Raw genomic sequence first — 21,651 nt, forward strand, 5'->3', positions numbered from 1 at the left:
TAAAAATCGTTATATTTATTATATTGAGCATACCTTAGCACAGTAGTATTTCGAGACCAGTCACTTTAGTTACCTGTTGTGCTGAATGTCTTGAGTATTAGCAACTATTCGACATCTTTATAGCGTTCACGATGCTCTTTTTTCATTCTTAAATAGTCTTCATTCTCACGACACTCATCCCATTTAACTTTAAAGATTCGTGCGGATTCTGCTTTGATTGGGTCTTCCTCTTGTCGTGGCAATTCTTCGCGGCCATGGGCGCCGCTTTGACCTTTTTTATCATCAGGTACCGCGCCTTTATATTTTTTGCCGCCTTTATGATTGGCATAACGACGAGCACGGGTATAGCCCATTTGGATAAATTTGCGTGCCATATCTGCGCCGACGAAGTCATCGTCAGCCAAGTAATCTAAAAACATCTGATAGATAGCCTCACTGCTTTCGCGGGCGATATCGGGAGTCGCAAAACGCCAATGAGGTAAAATCTCAGACTTATAAGGTTCTACCAGTAATACGCCTTGTTCACCGCGACCAACACGGTACAACTCAGGCTGAGCGCGCAAATCCAAACTCTTATAATCCAAGTCGTAATCAAACTCTCTCATATCTATGACCTATTATTTTTATCTACTCGTATATGGTTATTGAGTATACTTAGCCAAGCTGTTTAGAAAAAAGCACAAAAATGTTATGCAACCGTGACAGTAGGTATTTAACATCAAGAGCGTTAAGTAGAAATGGTTATGGTAAAGTCAGCTGTGGGACGTATGAAGGCTACAAATATGATGAGTGCAATGCCACGAGAGATACTATGTTGAGAAATAAAATAAGTGTAGATAAGCTCAGCCGTTTGCGATTGACCAAAAATATACTGGTGGCGTGGCTATTGTTAACGACAAGCGTACTAGCCAACACGACGGCTCACAGCGCATGGTTTGAACGTTTGATTCCGCAAGGGGAGACTTATACGGTACGCGAGATAGATCGTGATTTGGCATTTGTGATAGATGGCTTTATCTATGATGCGCGTACGTCTTGTTTTTTGGTAGTGGGTGATCGAGTGATATTTTTTGAGGGGCGTCATGGTATTGATTACCGCGCAACTATATACGACTTGGATTCGCGTGAGCGCTGCAATTTACTACTGCGTGGTCGGTTGTACGAATAGTGGTCGGCTCTACGAATAAAAGCGACGCATGAATAGAATAAACGCTAAAGAATACGGTAAAATTTAAACATAAAAAAAGCCCCGAACATCGCTGTTCAGGGCTTTTTAGAATTCTATTAACGAATGGTGGCTCGAGGCAGGATCGAACTGCCGACACACGGATTTTCAATCCGTTGCTCTACCTACTGAGCTATCGAGCCGTCTTCGTTGAGGCGCTATTAAACTAAATATAGGCTCAGCTGTCAAGCAATTTTTGCATTATATCTGATAAAAGACGATAAATAATTAGATATTAGTAAAATTAACCGTTTTAGCACTCAATTTAGTCTTTTACACGCAGAAGTTCGTACTCACTCATGATACGGTGAATATCGGCGTCAGCAGGGACAAATTCACGTACGCCTTTTCTAACTTCGCAATCATAGACCAGTTTAATAAACTTGGCATCGATAGCACGTTTACGATTCTCTGGATGCACAGTGAGGTACTGCAGGCGCTTAGCATTGGTCTGCCCGTCATCAAAGCAGGCGACAGCGGCGATAGGCTTATCATTGAACATCCCGACATAGAGGTACTGTCCACGTTTAAACCCTTGCTTAATGATATTTAATACCTCGAGACCGTCAGGCTGTGCATCATCACTATCGTACAACGCTTGCAAGCGCTCTGCTAGCTCGTTGTCGCGAGCAGGTTTTTTGATAAGTGGCGCATCCAAACTATTAATGGCGATCGCTTCTAAAGGCATAGCAGTTCCTATAAATAGAGGGTTTCTATAGTATAAATAAGCAGTATGAGACAGCACAAGTCATAGCGTGCAGTGCCGTAAGTAAGGGTCTTCAAAGTCAGCGCGAGTCATGATTGATAATACTGAACACACTATTTTAGCAGAATGAGGTGATTTTGTGCGTGGTTTACCGCTTGGTCGTGGCAGTAAATGTTAGGGTTTGCTATGATGAGGCTATATAATATTTAGTATGTATAAACCCTAATATGTTGATATCTTTTGTATATATCATTTTCTGCTAAGGTCTGTCCCAGACACTAGTAAGATATTTTGGGCAGGTTTTTGCCTTATTTATTGACCGCTTTTCACTGATAAAAACTGATAGAGAGTAGCCATGACAGCCAATGCAACGACGACTGCTGCCACACCTGAGCAAACTGAGTCAAAAAACGTAAACCTATATGGTCGCCCTGAACGTATCGCGACCGTTGAACGTATCACTGCCGAAACGCAAATCACTTGTACCGTCAATCTGGATGGTACAGGTAAAGGCACGGTAGACACTGGTGTGCCATTTTTGGATCATATGATTGATCAAATTAAGCGTCACGGTTTGTTTGACTTAGAGATTAAATGTAATGGCGACACCTTTATTGATGACCACCATAGTGTGGAAGACACTGGTATTACGCTTGGGCAAGCATTCAACAAGGCGATGGGCGACAAAAAAGGTATCCGTCGTTATGGGCACTTTTATGCGCCGCTAGATGAGTCGCTTAGCCGTGCGGTTGTTGATCTATCAGGCCGTCCAGGTCTGCATATGGAGATTCCTTTTACTCGCTCGCATGTGGGTAACTTCGATGTTGATCTGTTTAGTGAGTTTTTCTACGGGTTTGTCAATCACTCATGGATGACGGTGCACTTGGACAACCTAAAAGGCAAAAACAGCCATCATCAGATCGAATCCACCTTTAAAGCCTTTGCTCGTGCATTACGTATGGCTTGTGAATATGATGAGCGTGCGTTGAACACCTTGCCATCGACCAAAGAGGCTTTCTAAGGCGCATTTAAGGCTCTTCTACGGTGTCAGTCAAGCTTGGCGTACTAGTCGTACAGCCTGCGCTTGACTTCCTTGTAGCAAAACCTTATCTACACCCGCGATAATAGAAAGGGCAATAGCCAACAATATAAACGGTCAATAATATAAATAGTACAGTAGTCAAAATATTTAAAAATGAGAACCAATCGATGACTAAAGTAGCACTATTAGATTATGGTATGGGCAACCTGCACTCTGCTAGCAAAGCCCTATCGGTAGTCGGGGCAGAAGTCTCTATCACCAATGATCCAAAAGTCGTTGCGGCGGCTGATAAAATCGTTTTCCCTGGTGTGGGTGCGATGCGTGATTGTATCGCTGGCATGTGTGATGCAGGCATTGATGAGGTCATACGCCATGCAGTGTTTAACAAGCCCGTTATGGCCATCTGTGTGGGCATGCAGGCGTTGTTTGAGCAGTCAGCTGAAAATGGTGGTACGGACTGCCTAGGCATCTTAAACGGCACTGTAGAAGCGTTTGACCCTACGTGGAAAGACAAGCAGGGTGCGACGATAAAAGTACCGCATATGGGCTGGAATACCATCAGCGGTATGGATTTTGACCATCCGCTCTGGCACGGTATCGAAGACAATGCGCACTTTTACTTTGTGCATAGTTATTACTGTGAGCCTGCCGATAGCTCACAAGTAGCGGCGGTATGTGACTATGGTCAACCGTTCTGCGCCAGTGTGATCCAAGACAATCTATTTGCTACCCAGTTCCATCCAGAAAAGAGCCATACTGCTGGCTTGCAACTGCTCAAGAACTTCGTAGAGTGGAATGTGTAAGTAGGCGATAAACGTGAAGTGAATATTTAATTTAGTAGAAGGTAGATTATCAATTGTATAATCTGCCTTTTTATGCTCAGCCATCACTTTGTAGCTGCTATTCTTCAGCTATTATAGTTTAGCCATCATGGTTTAGTGATACGCTCAGTTATTTTCTACTTGCTTATATTTGGAATATCTCAGTGGATTTTACCGCCTTTAAAATGAATGTTGTGGAAACAACTGGCCTTGCCAAAGATGCCTTACATATCTATGTCGGTGTCGGTGTTTATCTGCTGTGTCTGGTTGCGCTGCGTCCTATTATCAAAAGCCAAGGTATTCGGTCATTTATTGCGTTGATCGTCGTGACTTGCATTGCGCTGTTGGGTGAGTATCTGGACAATCGAGATACAATTGAATCGCTTGGCTTAACTGGCTTGAGCCGTGATCAGATACTCGCGAGTATCCGTGATTTGATTAATACTTGTATGCTGCCGTATGTGCTCTTTGCGCTGAATAAGTGGACGACTATATTTCGACCAACCAATAAATCGACTTCATTGACCAAGCGCCATAAAAAAACGGACTATTAATTAGTCCGTTTTTTCGTTTTGCTATTTAAATTTATAATTCTAGCAGCTCATCTTATTTTTTGGCTTCATCATACAGCTCACGTACGACTTCACCAATCGCTTGAATACCATCAGTCAGTGTCTGCTCGTCAGCCGCGATACTCATACGAATACACTCGTGCGCATGCTGATAATCGCTAACATCGACCCCAGGGAAGAAGTACTCGCTTGGTACAATAAGCGTGCCTTTTTCTTTTAGGCGCTCGTATAGATCCAGCGTGCTAATCGGCAAATCTTTAAACCATAACCATAAGAATATCGCGCCCTCAGGCTTATGAATGACCAACGGATAATCACCCAAAGCTTCTTTTAATAGCTTCACCGCGAGGCTTGCCTGCTTTTGATAAAACGGCTTGATGTCGTTATCAGATAATTGCTTGATACGATCGTTTTCTACCAATGGCGTGGCAATCGCTGCACCAAAGCGTGTCGGCGCTAGATTGACCACGGCATTCATCGCGCTAACTGCTTCGATTACTTTGGCGTCGGCCACGATAATACCCGTACGCATACCAGGCAAACCAATCTTCGACAGACTAAAGCACAGAATCGTATTGTTATCCCAATTCAGATGCGCGTCAGAGTAGATGATATTGGGGAAGGGCATACCGTAGGCGTTATCGATAATCAGCGGTATGTCGTAGCGTTTGGCAATCTCAGCCAAATGCGCCATTTCGTCATCGGTCAGCACGTTGCCAGTCGGATTGGTCGGGCGTGAGCAGCAAATCGCGCCGATACGACCTTCCTTTAACGCTGGCAAGTTCTCTAACGCCTCAAAATCGACACGATATTTAAAGAAGCCTGCTTCGCCATCATGAGTCACTTCATCGATATGTGGCAATACCGCTGCGAAATGCTGACCTTCCACATGCACATCGCTATAGCCGATATACTCAGGGGTCAATGGCAGTAGAATGGACTTGTCGACAGATTGGCTCTGTTCGTTTGTGAAAGCACCACCAAACAGATTAAACAGATAGAAAAACGCATTCTGTGAGCCATTGGTCAAGGCAATGTTTTCTGACGTTAGATTCCAATCATAATGGCGGTTAAAGAAACCAACCAAGGCATCGATAAAGGCTGCATCACCTTGCGGATTAGAGTAGTTCGCCATGCTAATAATCGCGCTACTATTGGCCTCACCTGCATCATTGTCATTACCAAGCGCTTTATACGTCTCCAAAAACAGCTCATTGACGGCATCAATTTTGGCAGGGTTACCACCGCCCAGCATGTTGACTGGCTGATCGCTTTTTAGCGCATCGCCTAGATCATCCATCAATTGTGAGATGCCAGTGGGCTGGGTAAATTTTTGACCGAACTTCGAGAATTTCATAAGGCTACCATGCTGTTTGGGAAGGTGTTATAAGTTGGTATTTAACCGATAAAGTGGGGCTAGTATAGCAAATGAGGGCTATAAAATAAGCAAAGTGCGGGGCTGATATTGACTTATATGTATATACGTTATGTGCAACAAAAAATGCCCTCTAGATGAGTAGAAGGCGTTTTGATTTGAGGTTCAGGAGTTAATGGTTCTATAGCCACGATGCCGATTCAATCAGTGCTGAAAAGCCTTATTACTGTAAAGTCCTTTAAGATAATCAAAAATTTAATCTAAATGAATTAGGATGCACAATTTCTAACGTATTTATTTAAACTTGTTACTTAACTGCTCTAGCAGATAATCAGTAAACTCTTTACTTTTTGCAATGTTAATTAGATTTTTCCCTGAGTTGGCTAGTAAGTAGTTATCAATGCTATTAGCTAAAAAACTTATTGCTTCTTCGAAAATATTTTGAGTAATCAGAGATAGATCAATAATAGATATATCTTCAAAAGAAACGTTTGTCTTCTTAAAATAAATCTTAGAAATTATCATACCTAAGTGTAATTTAAAATTCGATGTTTTACTCTTTTCTTCACTATCAGAATGCTTTAGCCAATAACTATGTCCTTTTTTATATATAAGACAGCAGTTGAACATCGGTTTAAAATCTTTCTTAGGATCGAATATCTTATTATAATTAGCTTCCGTTTTTAACAAAGAGGTTGGACGCGATCTGGCTGTATGTGGATCGTTATAAGCAATAGATTGAACCGCTTGAGCTGTTAGTTGAATACTAAATATTTTCGTCGCTGGTTTCCCTTGATTTTTATAATAGTTTTTCCGTCTATCATAATAATAGCCTTCATTTAAGAAAAATAATTCCAAATGTCTTTGTACGGGTTCTGTTGCCCGTAATAAAGTAGCAGAGACAGGGTTTTGACTGTTAGTAGAAGCAATAATATGATCAGTCGTTTCTTTATTTGTATTTATTATGACTTTAACTAGAACTGATCTATTATCATCCATATCTAGGTCATGATAGTTGTATATAGAATAAGAAGTCTGCAAACCATTCACTATCTGTATGTTTTCAATAGATAATTTCTTCCCTACTTCTTTTGGCTCTTCTGCAATAATGGTAATACCATTATTTAACCACCAGAAATCCTCATTCGAAGGGTTTTCTATTGATTCCCGTATCCGCTTATTTACATCTACTGATCCCTGAAAGTGTCTAATATTACTTTCAAAAAGATCATCACGAATACCTCCGTTTTCTGCTGTTAAAAAATTTTTATAGTTTCCTAACTTAACAGTCCCAATATACCCAATGCCATAATTATCAAATTCTGTCGATAATGGTCTATCTTTAAATTCTATAGTATTACGATTGGACTTCTGCTGCTGGTATAATTCGAGTAGCTCTTTAGAGCTATAGACAGAAAAATTTATATCGGAAGTACTAAATACTTTCTGAGATATTTCGACTAACTGCTCTGTCTTTTGAGAAAAAACTGTATTAAAATTTTTGCTAGGAGCATTAGATATATAGAGATAATCTAAATATATCTTTCCTCCACTGGTAGCAGTTTTTTTCCAAACTTCAGTTAATAACAATGCTTGATTAACTAAATCTGAATTGAAACGAGATAGTAGTAGCTCTTCCTCGTTTTCTAAATTAAATAAAACGGGAACTGTAGTGATAAGTTTGTCAATTATACCTTCTTTAAAGGAGTTTACTTTCTTACATTGTGAAATAATGAATTTAGCATTAGTTTTGTTAGTAAAATTGAAGTTATCTAAACTATCCATATTATCTATGTATTCATCATTGATAAAAATCATAATGGAGTCGATACCACCATCATTACTACCGTCGACAATTGAAGATGATATATTTTCGTATGTCACGCTACTATCTTTATGGATTTGAGTTAATGAAAAAATCTCGAACAATTCACTATCAGACAAATCAATCTCATTACTCTCTTTAAAAGCTTTAATGCAGCCTTCAAGTATTATTTTTTCATTGCTCATGATAGAACCTTTTTTTATATTTTGGATTGATTTTTAAAATCAATATCTTACAACAAAATTGCTCCCGAAGGAGCTTTTTAGCTCTGGTAGCAGAGTTTATCCTAACGGGCTGATTAATTTTCAACAGTTCGGCTTTGGAGTAGCTACGTGCCAAGAGACGTACCAAGTTGTATTAGTAACCTAGCTCAGAAATGTAAGTAATATAAAGTTAAAGAACCCCAATTAAGGGGTTTTTATTTGCAAAGTCAAAATCTAATACGCCTAAATCATCGCCCTTACCCTTGCCATAATCCCGCGTCCAATCACCAATCTCACATAAATAATAGCAATGGCAAATAGCAACATGATTAATGCCGCACCGCCAAACGCCAAGCTCGTCCACGGCACACTAAACTGTAGATTAAACCATTGCGTGATAGCAGCCCATGCACCCACACTGGCGATGACAACCGCAAAGGTCGCTGCGCTAATCCCCAGCACACCCAACTCTAGGATATTGAGCGCATACAGGTCGCGCTTTTGCATACCGAGCAGTCTAAATGAAGCGCTGTCTTTCATGCGGTCTTGCGAAGTAGACAGCAGCGAGCTGATCAGCACCATGACCCCAGTGAGTAGAGCAAGCAAGGTAAACACATAGACCAAGCGGCTCATTTGTACCACCAGCTCTTGGATTTGCTTCGCAATAGCCGTCCCATCAATCGTAGTGACAGCAGGGAACTCACGTACCAGTTTGCCTTGCAGTTCTGGAATGGCACTCTCTGACACATGTGCAGTAGCAAATTGAATCTGCGGTGCAGCGGACAGCACCGACGGCTCAAACAAGAAGTAGAAATACGGGCTTGGGCCACGCTCATAGCGCGTGCGAATACTGGTAATCTGCCCGATGATTTCGATACCTTGAATGTTAAAACGCACCTGATCGCCCATTCCGACATTGAGCATACCTGCGGCAGTGTCCAAGATAGACAAGGGTTTGATTTGCTCATTTGTCGCATCGATAGGGGTGTATAGCGCGTCGTCTGTGAGCGATTCAGTGATGTATTCGGTATCCATGACTGTATCTGTATAGCTCAAGTTAAAGACACGCGTGGGGTCATCAAACCCATCAGCAGGCTCGATATCTTTTGCCGCCACATTATTGGCCGTCTCCACACGGGCACGAATGACGGGATAATAAGTGACGGGCGCCTCAATGATCGCATCAATATCATCATGCTGATCGCTCTGCACATCGAGCAAAAACAAATTGGGCGCGTCTTCAGGATAGGCGTTGATAAACTGCGCATTGATACTGTGATTGAGCGTGGTGATAAGCGTCAGTACCGCCACCGATAGCGATAAGGTGACAAAGAATAACGCTGATTGGTTGCCTTTACGCGCAAGGTTATGAATGGCGATACGCTGCATCCAACTCACCTTAGTATTGCTTGCCAACTTATTAAGCAACCACAGCCACCCACGCGCCAATAACCAAAATATCGCCACAAAGCCAATCAAGCCGCCCAATAGCTGCGCACCTAATGACAGTGAGCCAACTTCATAAGCAAAGAAGGCATACAGTCCTGCCAGCACCAAGCCATACCATAGTAGCGGCACGCGTCGATACCAAGGCAAGTTTTGTGTTTGCGTACTCGCCCCTTGATTGAGTAGGGTAGCCGGTTTGGTTGTGTTAAGTGCGCTTAGACCGCGCTGTGCAATCAGTAGCGTCAGGGTTAAAGCAATCACAATGGTTTTGATAGCACTGATTGGGTTGATGGCTAGACCAACGTCGGCTGGTAAGATAGCCACCAGATACGGCTGACCGATTTTAAGTAAGCCCAGACTAAGGGCAACCGCTGCGATACAAGCAATGACAGTCGTGACGATAAGCAACTGATAATAGCTACGTTTGAGTGAGCCAAGTGGCTCGCCGAGCGCTAATCGAATGGCGTTATTTGACTGCTGCTTACTGACAAACGCACTAATGACGCCATACATAGCGACCGCAGATAGTAGCAGCACCGCGATGACTAGCAGTTTTAAAAACATCAGCACATTGTCAGAGATACGCGAGACAGAAGTATCTGCGGACTCTGCATCAGAGATCTCGATATCAGGATAATTGGTCAGGATATCTGTAAGCTGTTCACGCTGCGTGGTTATCAGCTCTGGATCGCCTGCCATCTCAATACGATAGTTTATGCGGCTACGTTGACCGAGTAGGTTGGTTGACGGAAGTGCATCTTGTTTCATCAACACACGCCCACCAAAACCAAAGGTGGTCAGCGGACGGTCAGGCTCTTTGGTCAGTACATCACTGATCGTGAACTGCGCATCGCCAATGGTGATACGGTCGCCGACATCGGCCTGTAGACTACTGAGTACTTCTGGCGCGACGATCACACTGTCAGATGTTAGCTGATCCCACAGCGGCTGTCCCGATGCAAGCTCTGCTGTGCCGTATAAGGGGTACGACGGCGAGACGGCTTTGACACTGGCAAGCAAAGTTTGCTCATCATTGACCAGCATGGCGCTAAACTGATAGTCATACACGGTCTGGGTATCAGCGACAGTTTCTACCTGTGACAATACTTCGCTTGGCCAGTCTTGTTTACTGTTTAGGATTAGATCCCCACCAACGAGTGCGCGCTGATTGTCATTGATGTAGCTATCGACAGACTGCTGTACGGAGTCGAGGGTCAGGTAGGTTGCAAGTGATAGGGTCAAGGTCAATAGAAACAACACTGGATACACCCAGCGCTGCCACCAGCTACGGCTGAGTGCTTGCGAGCCTAGGGTACGGGTAAATAGTTGACTAAGGATGCCGCTAGGATAACTGGACTCTTGATGCATACTGGTAGCAGTCTTTTTTGTATCAGGCGATTTATTGTCTGTGGGCTTACTATTCATTAAGATACAATCCAGTTATTCATGTAGGTACAATGCGGCCGTCATGCATGGTGATGACGCGATCTGCCATCTCGGCAAGTGCAGGATCATGGGTTACGACCACCAGTGCCGAGCCAACCTGTTGGCGTAGATTTAATAGCAGCTGCATCACTTGATCGGCATTTTGCTCATCTAAGTTGCCTGTTGGCTCATCCGCAAACACAATTTTTGGATGCGATACCAGTGCTCGTGCCACCGCTGTACGCTGCTGCTCACCACCTGATAATTGATTGGGTAAGCTGTGACGTCTATGACCTAAGTCGACTGCATCTATCAGCTCGTCTACGCGTGCTGGGTTTGGACGTCTGGCAATATCAAGTGGAAAGGCGATATTTTCGGCGACAGTTAGTGTAGGCAGTAGATGAAACGACTGAAAGACAAAGCCCATATCCTGCTGACGAATGACGGCTAACGCATCTTCGTCAAGACTGCTAAGCATTTGACCTGCCAGCGATACCGTACCGCTATCGGGATAGTCTAGCGCGGCAAGTAGTCCTAACAAAGTAGATTTACCCGAGCCTGATTTACCCATGATGACCACAAACTCGCCAGCGTTGACATAGATATCTACGTCTTTGATGATGGACAGGGTTTGCTCACCGACTTGCACGGTTTTATTTAATTGTGAGGCGGTCAGTAGAGCTTGTGTCTTAGCGTCTGCTTGTGGCGTTGCTGTGGCAGTCGAAGATGATGATGTCATTACAGTATCTCGTTTAATGGTCTCGTTAAGTAGTCTCGTTTGTCTTATTTTTTGTCGTATTGTCTTGAGCAGTCGTAGCTGTGTTATCGGTATCGGCTGTTTTTAACTCTTGTAGTTTTTCTAGTTCATTTAATTTCGGTTCTAGAATGGGCAGGATATTGTTATTAACGATAATCTCATAGCCTTCTTTGGTTGGATGAATCGCATCTGCTTGGTTAAGCTCTCGGTCACCGCCGACGCCCTCTAAGAAGAACGGAATAAGCGTTAGATTCATATCCTTGGCAACACGTGGATAAATGTCTGAGAATGCCGCGACGTATTCACTGCCTAGATTGTCATAGATCGACATACCGCCTAAGATGACGACACTACCATTGTCTTGCAGGTGCTTAACCGCAGTACGAATATTGGCTTCAATTGTGGCCACATCGATACCACGTATCGCATCGTTAGCACCGATAGTCAATATTGTGATGTCGGGTTTGGTTTGCGATACCCAGTCCAATCGATTGACCAATCCCGTACTGGTTTCACCGCTTAGACCTGAGTTGATAACTTTGGCATTAGCGTAGCCCATTTCTTGCAGACGATCTTCTAACTGAGCAGGATAGTTGTCATCTTTATCTACCCCCAGACCTTCTGTCAGTGAGTCACCAAGCGCTAAAATAGTAAGTGATGAGGATTTGACCTGTTGATCAGTTGATGCTGCGGTTTCAGCTGCTACTGGAGCAGTGCTGGCTTGACTGTTAGTCGCTTCAGTACTGGTACTCTGCGTATCATCAGCAGATGTCGTTTCAGCATCTTTCTGACAGCCACTGATAGCCATTGCAGCTGCGAGCATGGCGATAGCAGGCAAGCGCTGAGCAAAACGAGAAGGGAAATTCATCATGGGTGTTATGTCCTATATGCAATCAAACCAAGGTATAGTCAAATCCTATCTAAATCAGATACGGTATCAGTCGGATGAGTCGTCAGGCTCGCTCAGTCTACTATTGGTAGTACTGTCACTCACCTTCCTTTTATCCAGATTATATTGAGTATCCAGCTTATATTAAGTATCTAAGTTATATTGAACTGACTATAGCAAAATAAGACAGTGACCTATATTGCCCTAAGGTTAATTTAAAGCCGCTTTATTGCGCGTTAGCAATTATGGCCTTATGAATAACAAAGGCTTATAGCAATCAAATATATTTGCCATCGACCATCACTGGGCGACTAACAAGCCAAGCAATCACGACGTTGACAATCATCAGTATCAACATAATAAAAAGCGGCATATTCCAGCTACCAGTCATCTCATGCAGCCAACCCGTACCCAATGGTCCAAAAAATGCAATGACATAACCAACTGCTTGAGCCATACCAGACAGCTCACTTGCCTGATTGGTCGTATAAGTACGCATAGAGAATAGCATCATGCTCAAGGTAAAAATCGCCGAACAGCCCATGCCCATCATGCCTGACCATAGCCATGCCAAGTCAGTCGATAGATAACTAACGCCCAATATGCCAACGACATTTAGCACAGCGGCGAACACTGCTAGCGCTTGAATAGGGCGGCCGCGATTGACCAGCCAAGTTAGGCTTAAGATAGAGACTGGTGCCATAAACTGAAATACAGAACCCATTTGTCCAGCACTGACGGCAGATAGTCCTTTACTAACCCAAATCGATGGTAAAAAACTGGCAACGGTGTAAAACAATAATGACTGCAAACCCATAAAAATCGCAATCTGCCACGCAAAAGTGGTTCGCCACATGGAAATATCAGAAGAGCCTAAAGCCGCAGGGATGACCGCTTGATGGTTAGATGAACCCAAACGCACACGTAAGAACAGCCAGATAACAAAGGCAAAAACACCCAGTATTGTCCAACCACCCAATGCCCACTGCCAACCAACTTGCTCCGATAATGGTAGTACTACACCTGCGACGATACCTGCTGCTGTGGTCATCGTTAAACTAAACAACCCTGTAATCAGCGGAATATGTTGCGGGGTACGCTGTTTAATGACCGGTGCTGCTAAAGTATTAGCGAAACCAATAGCAAGGGTAAGTAGCAAAGTACCAATTAAAAACCCACTCCATGTCGGGATAGCGGTACGGATAATCATCCCTACCGTCAATAGCCCAATCATGGCAATCAGTGTGTTTTCTAGTCCGAATCGCTTACCAATGGTTGGGGAAATCAGCGCACCAACGGCAAAGCTCAGCATAGGCACTGCTCCTAGCCAGCCTATCTGAAACTCAGAGATATCAAGCGCATCTTTTACCACTGGGGCGATAGAACCTAGCGCGACGATAGGCGCACGCATATTGGTAGCTAGCAGAATCATGGCACACAGTACCAACCAAAAGGTAAAGCGTGAGGAGGGCAGGCTAGATGAAGCAGATAGATTGGACGAGGTAGACATAGCAGCACAACGATGACAGCGAAAAAAGAACACGTTATCAAACAGCGCCAAGAAATTGCCGCTTATAAAATAACACCAGAGAGCATTTACCCAGACACGTACCTAAACGGTAATCGATATCTTAAATGCGACCGAAAAATATATGTAGCGCGTAAGACATACATTCGCTTAACTGACTTTGCTAAATTGGCAGGCAGCTTAGTCAAAATATATGTGTGGTTACTGCGAGTTACGGCTTTAGAATCGTGATGATAAGAGATGGCGGTAATAAGGAATCTTAAATAAGCAGCCTTATCGCACAATAAAAATAGCGCCAAGTCACTTTTGAATGACTTGACGCTATTATAAGAACATATGTCAGGTAAATGCTACCAGCGTATGGTAACCAATAGGCTATTAAACCGATTTACCCAATTGAGCAGCTCTTAATGCATTCTCTTGTTGTTCAGCGATTAATGAATCGCACTTATTGGGATCATTGCCGCAAAACGAGCAATTTTCGTCGCCCATCAATTTGGCAACACCGCCACAAGATCCTCTAAGCGGCTTTTTTTTGACCATATAACCGACGCCCATAAAAATGAAGAATAGGACAAATACGGTGAAAGTAATGGCAAGCATAGGAAGCAGTTGGCTAAGCATAGAGGAAACCTCATTTTAAAAAATAGGGCAGTTATTAGTAGTGTTGTCTAAGTTCATGACAGCTAAGCACCGTTAATAACAACTGTATAATAGTATAGCAAATTTTAGTGCAGCTCGTTGTGCGTTAACGTATTCTCTTGTTTCACATCTATCACTTACCAGTGGCTTGTAGAGTATACCGTCTAGAGCTTAGAGAACGTTTAGAGCTTTTTATCAGCACGTAACGCTTTCATCGCTGGTGTCTGTACCACCTGCCAGTCGTCAATGTCATCGTCAGCAGCTTCGTTAGACATATCGTCAGAACCTTTTGCTTTTACATCATCAGCTAGCACCACAAACATGGCCGCCAGATTTTGTGTTTTAGCGACATCTAGTGCCTTGTGATAAGGCATCGCGGTAAGGGCAGTTGCCCACGCATCCGCCAGTGCAACCGAATCAGCTGCGACAGTGACTGAAGGTGCGCCGCCTGCAATAGGGTTACCCGTTGTCGGATCGATAGTATGGCTATAGCGTTTGCCATCGAATATGACAGAGTTACGATAGTTACCAGAGGTCGCTAGATGCATTTGGCTAGCCGTATTCTTTGGCTGGCGAATAGCAGATATGGTTTGGCGTTCGCTGACCGTGCTGCCTTCAATAGGGGCGTCAATCGCAATTTGCCATGGTTGCTGCTGGTTGTTCACACCAGAGGTGGCAATCTCACCGCCGATCTCAACCATATAATTACGAATTTGATAATCATCTCTCAACACATCAGCGATGACATCGACGCCATAACCTTTGGCAACAGCAGAAAAATCTAAACCAACGCCGTCTTTGGTCTTATAGATAGTGTCGTCTTTCTTTATGATGCTCTCAAAATCGACCAACGCTTTGGCTTGCGCAATCTCAACGGCAGTCGGCGGACTTTGTAGTCGCTCGACCGTCATGGTACTCCCAAAGCCCCAGGTGTTTACGAGTGGCATAACAGTAGGGTCAAAGGCACCGCCAGATTGCTGATAGACAATTTGTGAGACGTCTAGCACACGACTAAAATCAGCATCGATAGTGATAGGTTTGTCTTTGCCCAAACGATTGAATGTAGATATAGTCGAGTCGTTTTGATAAGTAGACATGCTATCGTTAATTTGTTTTAGGCGCTCGTCTACCGCAGCTTGTATGGCAGCTTCGTCCGCATCATCAGGCAACTGATAGCTAATATGATAGCTCGTTCCCATCGTCTCACCGATCAGATAGTTATAGTCTGGGGTTTGCTGGCAAGCACTGAGACCTAAAGTACTAGCAAGGCCAAGGACTCCAACTAGGGTAAGGTGCAGAGGTTTTTTGGAAGATAAGCTGGATATAGTGTTTTTCATAATATTTTCGGTATGGCGTAGAAATGAGTAGGGTGTAAAACAAGCCACGCTTATTTTACACCCCTTGAACCCAAAAATACTAATGAAGGCACCATTCAGCGACAATTCGTTCGGTTGAGTGGATTATTTTACTTGTGACTCACGTATGAGCTTATAGAGTTTTGGCGGAGAAACGCGGTTGACCCGTGTGGCCAGTTTTTCTTTACGACCAGCGACGATGATATATTCCTCTCCCTTGGTGAGCGCCCTCACAACTTGTTTAGCAAACTCAGCCGCAGTTAGACCGTTATTAGTTGCTTCATCCATCGTACCTTGTGCGCTACCGTCGCCAGTCAACGCATTGATAGAGATATTGGTCTGGATAAACCCTGGGAATATCGTGGCTACTTCGATACCTTGGTCATGTAACTCAGCTCGCAAACTGTTTGCCCACATATGCAGCGCTGCCTTGGCTGCTCCATAAGCACCGCGATATTGTGTACCCAATAGGCCTGCCACACTTGAAACCATCACGATTTTGCCGCCACCTTGTGCAATCATGTCAGGCAACGCAAGTCTAGTAAGGCGCGTCTGAGCAAAATAATCTATTTCCATGATTTGGCGTTCAACTTCTTCAGCCGTGTCCATGATGAGCGAACGCTGACTGATACCAGCATTATTAATGAGCCAATCGATTTTTCCTACCTGAGCTTTAGCAGTAGCATAAGCTTCTTTGGTTTGATTGGCATCACTGATATCAAAAGGAACAACGATATGCTTGTTAGCACGTTTGCAGCTGCTTTTGACCGCATCTAACTTATCACTGTCGCGTCCACTTAGAATAATCCTAGCGCCGCGCTTTGCGAACGCAACGGCTAATGCTTGCCCAATACCGCTAGAAGCACCGGTAATCCAAATGGTCAAATCTTTGTATTTCGTTTTCATAAGAGTCCTTTCTCAAAGTTTAGATAGTCCATAATATAGGATAATAAAGCGACTCTACTAGCTAGATTTGTAGTCTGCAAAGGCACTACTATGTGTAAAAATCGCACAAAAAAAAGAGCCTCAATTGAGACTCTTTTTTTATTCTTAGATTTGTGCTGTTAGATTAAGACTCTAACTTAACCACCGAAATCATCAAGCATGATGTTTTCGTCTTCCACGCCCATGCTGTGTAGCATGTCGATTACGGCAGCGTTCATCATCGGTGGCCCACACATGTAGTATTCACAGTCTTCTGGGTTTGGATGATCTTTCAGATAGTTTTCGAGCAATACGTTATGGATAAAGCCTGTTGGACCTTCCCAGTTATCTTCTGGTAATGGGTCAGACAGTGCAACATGCCACTCAAAGTTATCGAACTCTTCTTCTAGCTGATCATAGTCTTCAACGTAGAACATCTCACGAATAGAACGAGCTCCGTACCAGAAGCTAATCTTACGATCAGTATTCAAACGTTTAAGCTGATCAAAGATATGTGAGCGCATTGGGGCCATACCAGCACCACCACCAACAAAGATCATTTCAGCTTCGGTCTTCTTGGCAAAGAATTCACCATAAGGACCTGAAACTGTCACTTTGTCACCAGGTACTAAGCTAAATACCCATGAAGACATTTTGCCTGGTGGAATACCGTCAGGACCACGTGGCGGTGGACTTGCGATACGGATGTTAAATTTGATGAGGCCTTTCTCTTCAGGATAGTTGGCCATTGAGTAAGCACGGATAACAGGCTCATCAACTTTTGAGACATAGTTGAAGATACCGAATTTTTCCCAGTCTTCTCTATATTCTTCATCAACCACAAAGTCTTTGTAGTGCACTTCATGCGGTGGCGCTTCCAACTGTACATAACCACCAGCGCGGAAGTTTACTTCTTCGCCTTCTGGAATTTTTAGTACCAGCTCTTTAATGAAAGTGGCAACGTTATCGTTAGAGATAACTTCACATTCCCATTTCTGTACATCAAAGAACTCAGGATCAATCTCAATTTTCATGTCTTGCTTAACAGCTACCTGACAAGCTAAGCGCATGTGATTGCGGATTTCACCTTGAGTAAAATAGCCTTCTTCGGTGGGCAAAATAGAACCACCACCTTCAATAACGCGGCAACGACACTGCGCACAAGTACCACCACCACCACAAGCTGAAGATAAAAATATACCTTCGCCCGCTAGCGTTTGTAGTAGTTTGCCGCCAGCTGGTGTCACCACATCATTATCGGGATTATCATTAATATGGATAGTGACATCGCCTGAACTGACCAGTCTTGAGCGTGCCGCCAAAATAATAGCGACGAGGCCCATGATGATCAAGGTAAACATAGCAACGCCACCAATCGCCGTAGCGTAATCCATGGTAGGTATCCTTAATCTATGGGGTAGGGGTGAGGGGGCATCATCTATGCTGTACCCAAACCTCTACCGAATAAATGAATTAAATAAGTCAAATAGCTAATGAAAGCTTTGAGCTTAGCGGTTTAGATGGACATACCACCGAACGACATAAAGCCGAGCGACATAAGACCAACCGTGATAAAAGTAATACCAAGACCACGCAGCGGTGCTGGAATGTCTGAGTATTTTAGCTTTTCACGGATACCCGCCAATGCTGTAATAGCAAGTGCCCAACCGAAGCCTGCACCCACACCATAGACAACAGATTCACCAAAGTTATAGTCACGCTCAACCATAAATAGTACACCACCTAAGATGGCACAGTTTACGGTGATTAGTGGTAAGAATACCCCAAGCGCGTTATATAGACTCGGTACAAACTTGTCCAAGAACATCTCTAGGATCTGTACGGTAGCGGCAATCAAACCGATATAACTTAGCAATCCTAAGAAGCTCAAGTCGATATCAGGGAAACCTGCCCATGCCAGCGCACCATCTTTTAGGATGAACTGGAATAGTAAATTGTTTAGTGGAACGGTAATTGCCATTACGACAACAACCGCAACACCTAGACCAATCGCTGTAGAGACTTTTTTGGATACGGCCAAAAAAGTACACATGCCTAAGAAGTAGGCAAGCGCCATGTTCTCAATAAAGACTGAGGTTATAAATAAACTAACATAATGTCCCATTAGTGACCGCCTCCATGTGCCATGCCTTTAGACTGCGGCTTCATTACAAACTCAGCTTCTTCAACTTGTTCTGGTTTCCAGATACGGACAACAGCGATGAACAAACCAATGATAAAGAACGCCGATGGTGGTAACAGTAATAGACCGTTTGGTATGTACCAACCGCCATCAGTGACTGGCTGTAGAATCGTAATACCGAACCAAGTACCAGCACCCAATAGCTCACGGATAGTTGCAACGAATAGTAATACTGCTGAGTAACCAAGACCGTTACCAATACCGTCTAAAAAGCTTGGGACTGGTGGGTTGCTCATAGCAAATGCTTCAGCACGGCCCATAACGATACAGTTAGTGATAATCAGACCAACGAAAACTGACAAACCTTTACTGACGTCATAAGCCACTGCTTTTAGTACCTGATCAACCAAGATAACCAATGAAGCAATAATCGTCATCTGTACGATGATACGAATGCTTGATGGAATCTGCTTACGGATAATAGAGATAAAAAAGCTTGAAAATGCCGTTACCAAGGTCAATGCCACACACATGACCATAGCGTTAGCCATGCTGGTGGTGACAGCCAATGCCGAACAGATACCAAGGATCTGTAGGGCAATTGGGTTATTATCAAAGATAGGCGTGGTTAAAATGCTTTTAGTGTCAGCCATGTTATGCCTCCTTGCCGTTTGCTACTGGTAGCTTGGCTGCCAATTCGGTTTTAGGTTGAGCTGCTGGCTTTGATTGATTTGCTTGCGTGTCTGCACCTTCAACCGTTTGACCGCTTTTTTCGCGTAGCGTATCTAGATAAGGCTTATACCCTTGCTCGCCTAACCAAAACTGAATCATGTTGCTGACGCCACGGCTAGTCAATGTCGCACCGCTGATGCCATCAACCCAGTTCTCTTTTGGGTTACCAGCTTTGGTGACACCAGTGGCAACGTTACCATTCTCGTCATAAGACTCGATACCGCTCCACTTTGCACGCCATTCTGGCTCTTCGATACGAGCGCCAAGACCTGGGGTTTCTTTATGCTCATAGAAACTGATACCTTTGATGGTATTCATATCACTTTCGAGCGTTAAGAAACCATAGATAGTGCCCCATAGACCGTAGCCCTGAATTGGCAATACAACCGTTTCTGGCTGACCTGCGTCATCATTTTTGACATAGACTTTGGCATATTTTGGCTTACGACCAATACCAGCAGGATCATTGTCACCCAAGTCTTCACTTAAAGCTTGGTTTTTTGTCGCTTGACTGGCGTCATAAGCATTACGATCAGGGATGCCAGCAGTTTTTAGCGCATCGTCATCGAGATAAGTACCTTCGTTTAAATCAATGATTTTTACTTCAAAGTCTTTAAAACGTTCGGCGACATCATCTGCTGTATCAGACTCAGCGTCATACATGTCAGCCGCAACTAAGATGTTTTTGTTGCGATCTAAACGTGCGTTTTCGACTTGCGCAGGCTTTAGACCAACAGCCACTGCTGAGACCAAAACTGAACACACCAAGCATAGCGTCAAAGCCACACTGATGGTTTTCGCGTTATTACTTTTGGGCTTGGACATAGCGAACCCTCCGAGCGGTTTGGCGTTTGATATTTGCTTGAGTCACAAAGTAATCAAACAATGGAGCAAATAAGTTGGCGAATAGAATGGCCAGCATGATACCTTCTGGGAAAGCAGGGTTGATGACGCGAATCAATACGGTCATAAAACCAATCAAGATACCGTAAGCCCAGCGGCCTTTGTTTGTATGCGCAGCTGATACTGGATCAGTTGCCATAAATACAGCACCGAAAGCAAAGCCACCGATAACTAAGTGCCAGTAGAACGGCAAGCTCATCATCATGTTGTCTTCAGAGCCAATCATGTTGAACACAAGAGACGTAGCAATCAGACCGACCACACAACCTGCCATAATGCGCCAAGAAGCGATACGCGTCCATAGCAACACTGCAGCGCCCATTAGGATAGCTAGCGTCGATACTTCACCGATACTGCCTTGCATATTACCTAAGAATGCATCACTCCACGTGATGGCATTACCATAAACATCGACGAAGTCCTGAGGAACCACACCAAGGGCTGCAAGGCCAAGAGGCGTCGCACCTGAGAAACCATCTACTGCGGTCCATACTGAGTCACCAGACATATAGGCTGGATAAGCAAAGTATAAGAATGCACGACCCGATAGTGCAGGGTTCAGGAAGTTTTTACCAGTACCACCGAACACTTCTTTTGCGACAACCACACCGAAGATAATACCTAGGGCAACTTGCCATAAAGGAATATCAGGTGGTAGACATAATGCAAATAGAACTGAAGTCACAAAGAAACCTTCGTTAACTTCGTGTCCACGGACGACAGCAAAGATAATCTCACAGAGAATACCTACCGCAAACGTCACGATATAAATAGGCAAAAACTGCATCGCACCATAGACGAAACTTGCCCAGATACTGTCTGGGTTATAGCCTGCCATGCTAGTGATTACAGTACGCCAGCCTTCAGGCTGCAAGCCAAGCTGAGCGATAGCGGTTAGTGCTTGATGACCAATGTTGTACATACCCCAAAACATTGCTGGGAAGGTACATAGCCATACGGTAATCATAATACGTTTTAGGTCAATCCCGTCACGTACATGCGATGACGCATATGTGGTTGAGCTTGGTTGACGTAAGAACGTATCAAACATCTCAAAAATAGCGTAGTACTTTTCGTGTTTGCCGCCTTTGGTGAAAGATGGCTCCATACGATCGAACATATTGTGTAAAAATTTCAT

General features: G+C 43.9%; 20 protein-coding genes and 1 tRNA gene. 4 read left to right on the top strand and 17 right to left on the bottom strand.

The window, feature by feature from the left end; all coding sequences use genetic code 11:
- Positions 1 to 104: 104 nt before the first annotated feature.
- Positions 105 to 605, bottom strand: coding sequence for a DUF4385 domain-containing protein (locus tag FQV37_RS10290; protein ID WP_160022827.1), 501 nt, complete (start codon positions 603 to 605; stop codon positions 105 to 107).
- A gap of 206 nt (positions 606 to 811) precedes the next feature.
- On the opposite strand from FQV37_RS10290, the gene FQV37_RS10295 reads away from it, so the two are divergent.
- Complete coding sequence (locus tag FQV37_RS10295) at positions 812 to 1,168, top strand: hypothetical protein (RefSeq protein WP_160022829.1); 357 nt, start codon at positions 812 to 814, stop codon at positions 1,166 to 1,168.
- Between the two features lie 124 nt (positions 1,169 to 1,292).
- Here the strand turns inward: FQV37_RS10295 and FQV37_RS10300 are convergent.
- Together FQV37_RS10300 and FQV37_RS10305 are read right to left on the bottom strand one after the other, a co-directional pair.
- Positions 1,293 to 1,368: transfer RNA gene (locus FQV37_RS10300), tRNA-Phe, on the bottom strand.
- A 122-nt stretch (positions 1,369 to 1,490) separates the two neighbouring features.
- On the bottom strand, positions 1,491 to 1,913 hold the full coding sequence (locus FQV37_RS10305) for a hypothetical protein (RefSeq protein ID WP_102094866.1): 423 nt from the start codon (positions 1,911 to 1,913) through the stop codon (positions 1,491 to 1,493).
- A gap of 373 nt (positions 1,914 to 2,286) precedes the next feature.
- Here FQV37_RS10305 and hisB point away from each other — a divergent pair, with 373 nt between their 5' ends.
- The 3 genes from hisB (at position 2,287) to FQV37_RS10320 (ending at position 4,348) form a co-directional block, all read left to right on the top strand.
- Positions 2,287 to 2,952, top strand: a complete 666-nt coding sequence (gene hisB, locus FQV37_RS10310) for an imidazoleglycerol-phosphate dehydratase HisB (RefSeq protein WP_240991011.1) — start codon at positions 2,287 to 2,289, stop codon at positions 2,950 to 2,952.
- A 188-nt stretch (positions 2,953 to 3,140) separates the two neighbouring features.
- The gene (gene hisH, locus FQV37_RS10315; protein ID WP_160022831.1) at positions 3,141 to 3,776 is read left to right on the top strand and encodes an imidazole glycerol phosphate synthase subunit HisH; all 636 of its coding nucleotides are present in this window, start codon (positions 3,141 to 3,143) and stop codon (positions 3,774 to 3,776) included.
- Between the two features lie 203 nt (positions 3,777 to 3,979).
- Positions 3,980 to 4,348, top strand: coding sequence for a hypothetical protein (locus FQV37_RS10320; RefSeq protein WP_218870062.1), 369 nt, complete (start codon positions 3,980 to 3,982; stop codon positions 4,346 to 4,348).
- 52 nt (positions 4,349 to 4,400) lie between these two features.
- On the opposite strand, the gene FQV37_RS10325 is transcribed toward FQV37_RS10320, so the two are convergent.
- The 14 genes from FQV37_RS10325 to FQV37_RS10390 all read right to left on the bottom strand — a co-directional run bounded on the left by FQV37_RS10325 (position 4,401) and on the right by FQV37_RS10390 (position 21,651).
- Positions 4,401 to 5,723, bottom strand: coding sequence for a valine--pyruvate transaminase (locus FQV37_RS10325; RefSeq protein ID WP_160022835.1), 1,323 nt, complete (start codon positions 5,721 to 5,723; stop codon positions 4,401 to 4,403).
- A 312-nt stretch (positions 5,724 to 6,035) separates the two neighbouring features.
- Positions 6,036 to 7,751 carry an AIPR family protein gene (locus FQV37_RS10330; RefSeq protein ID WP_160022837.1) on the bottom strand — a complete coding sequence of 572 codons (1,716 nt, stop codon included), beginning with the start codon at positions 7,749 to 7,751 and terminating at the stop codon, positions 6,036 to 6,038.
- A 261-nt stretch (positions 7,752 to 8,012) separates the two neighbouring features.
- Positions 8,013 to 10,640, bottom strand: a complete 2,628-nt coding sequence (locus FQV37_RS10335) for an ABC transporter permease (RefSeq protein WP_160022839.1) — start codon at positions 10,638 to 10,640, stop codon at positions 8,013 to 8,015.
- A 19-nt stretch (positions 10,641 to 10,659) separates the two neighbouring features.
- The gene (locus FQV37_RS10340; protein WP_160022841.1) at positions 10,660 to 11,379 is read right to left on the bottom strand and encodes an ABC transporter ATP-binding protein; all 720 of its coding nucleotides are present in this window, start codon (positions 11,377 to 11,379) and stop codon (positions 10,660 to 10,662) included.
- Positions 11,380 to 11,404: 25 nt separating this feature from the next.
- Positions 11,405 to 12,265, bottom strand: a complete 861-nt coding sequence (locus tag FQV37_RS10345) for an arylesterase (RefSeq protein ID WP_420877009.1) — start codon at positions 12,263 to 12,265, stop codon at positions 11,405 to 11,407.
- Between the two features lie 298 nt (positions 12,266 to 12,563).
- A complete protein-coding gene (locus FQV37_RS10350) occupies positions 12,564 to 13,796 on the bottom strand; it encodes an MFS transporter (RefSeq protein ID WP_160022845.1) in 1,233 nt (410 codons plus the stop codon).
- 396 nt (positions 13,797 to 14,192) lie between these two features.
- A complete protein-coding gene (nqrM, locus tag FQV37_RS10355; RefSeq protein WP_057762175.1) occupies positions 14,193 to 14,438 on the bottom strand; it encodes a (Na+)-NQR maturation NqrM in 246 nt (81 codons plus the stop codon).
- A 200-nt stretch (positions 14,439 to 14,638) separates the two neighbouring features.
- On the bottom strand, positions 14,639 to 15,793 hold the full coding sequence (locus FQV37_RS10360; protein ID WP_160022847.1) for an FAD:protein FMN transferase: 1,155 nt from the start codon (positions 15,791 to 15,793) through the stop codon (positions 14,639 to 14,641).
- A gap of 123 nt (positions 15,794 to 15,916) precedes the next feature.
- On the bottom strand, positions 15,917 to 16,717 hold the full coding sequence (locus tag FQV37_RS10365; protein ID WP_160022849.1) for an SDR family oxidoreductase: 801 nt from the start codon (positions 16,715 to 16,717) through the stop codon (positions 15,917 to 15,919).
- Between the two features lie 176 nt (positions 16,718 to 16,893).
- Positions 16,894 to 18,129, bottom strand: a complete 1,236-nt coding sequence (gene nqrF, locus FQV37_RS10370) for an NADH:ubiquinone reductase (Na(+)-transporting) subunit F (protein WP_102078341.1) — start codon at positions 18,127 to 18,129, stop codon at positions 16,894 to 16,896.
- Between the two features lie 122 nt (positions 18,130 to 18,251).
- Positions 18,252 to 18,860, bottom strand: a complete 609-nt coding sequence (gene nqrE / locus FQV37_RS10375) for an NADH:ubiquinone reductase (Na(+)-transporting) subunit E (RefSeq protein WP_011281361.1) — start codon at positions 18,858 to 18,860, stop codon at positions 18,252 to 18,254.
- On the bottom strand, positions 18,860 to 19,531 hold the full coding sequence (locus tag FQV37_RS10380; RefSeq protein ID WP_101204727.1) for an NADH:ubiquinone reductase (Na(+)-transporting) subunit D: 672 nt from the start codon (positions 19,529 to 19,531) through the stop codon (positions 18,860 to 18,862). The genes nqrE and FQV37_RS10380 overlap by 1 nt, the downstream gene beginning before the upstream one ends.
- Position 19,532: 1 nt before the next feature.
- Entirely contained in the window at positions 19,533 to 20,435 is a 903-nt protein-coding gene (locus FQV37_RS10385; protein WP_057762167.1) for a Na(+)-translocating NADH-quinone reductase subunit C, read from the bottom strand.
- Positions 20,416 to 21,651, bottom strand: a complete 1,236-nt coding sequence (locus FQV37_RS10390) for an NADH:ubiquinone reductase (Na(+)-transporting) subunit B (protein ID WP_057762164.1) — start codon at positions 21,649 to 21,651, stop codon at positions 20,416 to 20,418. Before FQV37_RS10390 ends, FQV37_RS10385 begins: the two co-directional genes overlap by 20 nt.

It is taken from the genome of Psychrobacter nivimaris, assembly GCF_009812035.1.
GTDB lineage: Bacteria > Pseudomonadota > Gammaproteobacteria > Pseudomonadales > Moraxellaceae > Psychrobacter > Psychrobacter nivimaris.